The organism is Tropicimonas isoalkanivorans, from assembly GCF_900112335.1.
Lineage (GTDB): Bacteria > Pseudomonadota > Alphaproteobacteria > Rhodobacterales > Rhodobacteraceae > Tropicimonas > Tropicimonas isoalkanivorans.
Genome location: NZ_FOLG01000051.1, coordinates 1 through 1,226, shown reverse-complemented (window position 1 = coordinate 1,226; position 1,226 = coordinate 1). Strand labels below are relative to the sequence as shown.

Here is a 1,226-nt window from a genome sequence, read left to right as displayed (position 1 = left end):
CGCGTTCCGATCATCGGCATCGTCAAGCGGGATCTTTCGGACAGCCCGGTCCGCATCACTGTGACAGTCGAGGATGCGCGGGCTCTCATCGCAGCGGGCGCCGACATCGTTGCCTACGACGCGACGGCGCGCCCGCGCACGGATCGGCGCGAGGACATCGTTGCGGCGATCCTTGATGGCGGCGCCATCGCGATGGCCGATTGCTCCACTTTCGAGGATGCGCAGGCTGCTATTGCGGAGGGGGCTGGTATCATTGGCACAACGCTCTCCGGCTACACGGAAGAAACCGCGACAGGAGACGACAGACCTGATTTCGACCTGATCCGCAGGTTCCGCGATCTGGACAGCTTTGTCATGGCAGAAGGTCGTTTCAACACGCCGGAGCTCGCCGCGGGCGCGATCGCTTCGGGCGCCGACGCCGTAACCGTCGGCAGCGCCCTGACGCGCCTCGAAATTGTCACCGGCTGGTTCACGGAGGCAGTACGGGGGCATGATGATTGAAGGTTTTGCGGTCGATCTCGGCGGCACGAAGACGGCCGCTGCACGGATCGTAGCCGGTCGGATCGAAAACCGGCTCCAGGTACCAACGGACGGCAAGGCCGGCTTCGTATCGCAACTCGATGGGATGGCGGACCTGCTGGACCGGCTGGGGTTCCACACTGGCAAGAGGCTCGGCGTGGCCGTCGCCGGACGAGTCGACCGCGCCGGACGATGGCAGGCGGTCAATTCGGACACCTTGTCTGGAATTGGCGGGGAACCTCTGCTCGAGCGGATTCGCGAGCGTTTCGGAGAGAATGTGGGCGTCAGAAATGACGCTGCAGCAGCGACGCTTGCTGAAGCCAAACTGGGTGCAGGCATCGGGGCCGTTCACTTCGCCTACCTGACAGTCTCGACCGGCGTCGGCGGTGGCGTGGTGCTGGACGGCCATCTGCTGAAAAGCGGGAACGGGCTTGCCGGTCATGTCGGCTTCATGTCCAGCCCGTATGGCGACGCGCTCTGCGGGTCCGGGCGCCGTGGCACGGTGGAATCGACAGCATCCGGGCGAGCGATCGCCTTGGCTGCGGGAACGCGGAACGCGAAGGAAGCCTTCAAAACAGGCACAGTCGCTTCGGCATCTGCCATCGACCGGTCCGCCGCCTCCATCGCACGGCTTTGTGCGGATCTTACGGCCATCTTCGGACTTGACCGCATCGCCGTCGGAGGGAGCGTCGGTTTGGCCGACGGCT

The 1,226-nt window shown here is 64.8% G+C and carries 2 protein-coding genes; both read left to right on the top strand.

Annotated elements, in window-relative coordinates; translation table 11 throughout:
- A partial coding sequence (locus tag BM075_RS24065) for an N-acetylmannosamine-6-phosphate 2-epimerase (protein ID WP_093363129.1) occupies positions 1 to 501 on the top strand: 501 nt, incomplete at its 5' end.
- Positions 491 to 1,226, top strand: a 736-nt coding sequence (locus tag BM075_RS24060) for an ROK family protein (RefSeq protein WP_093363128.1), incomplete at its 3' end; no start/stop codon positions are given. The genes BM075_RS24065 and BM075_RS24060, both read left to right, overlap by 11 nt.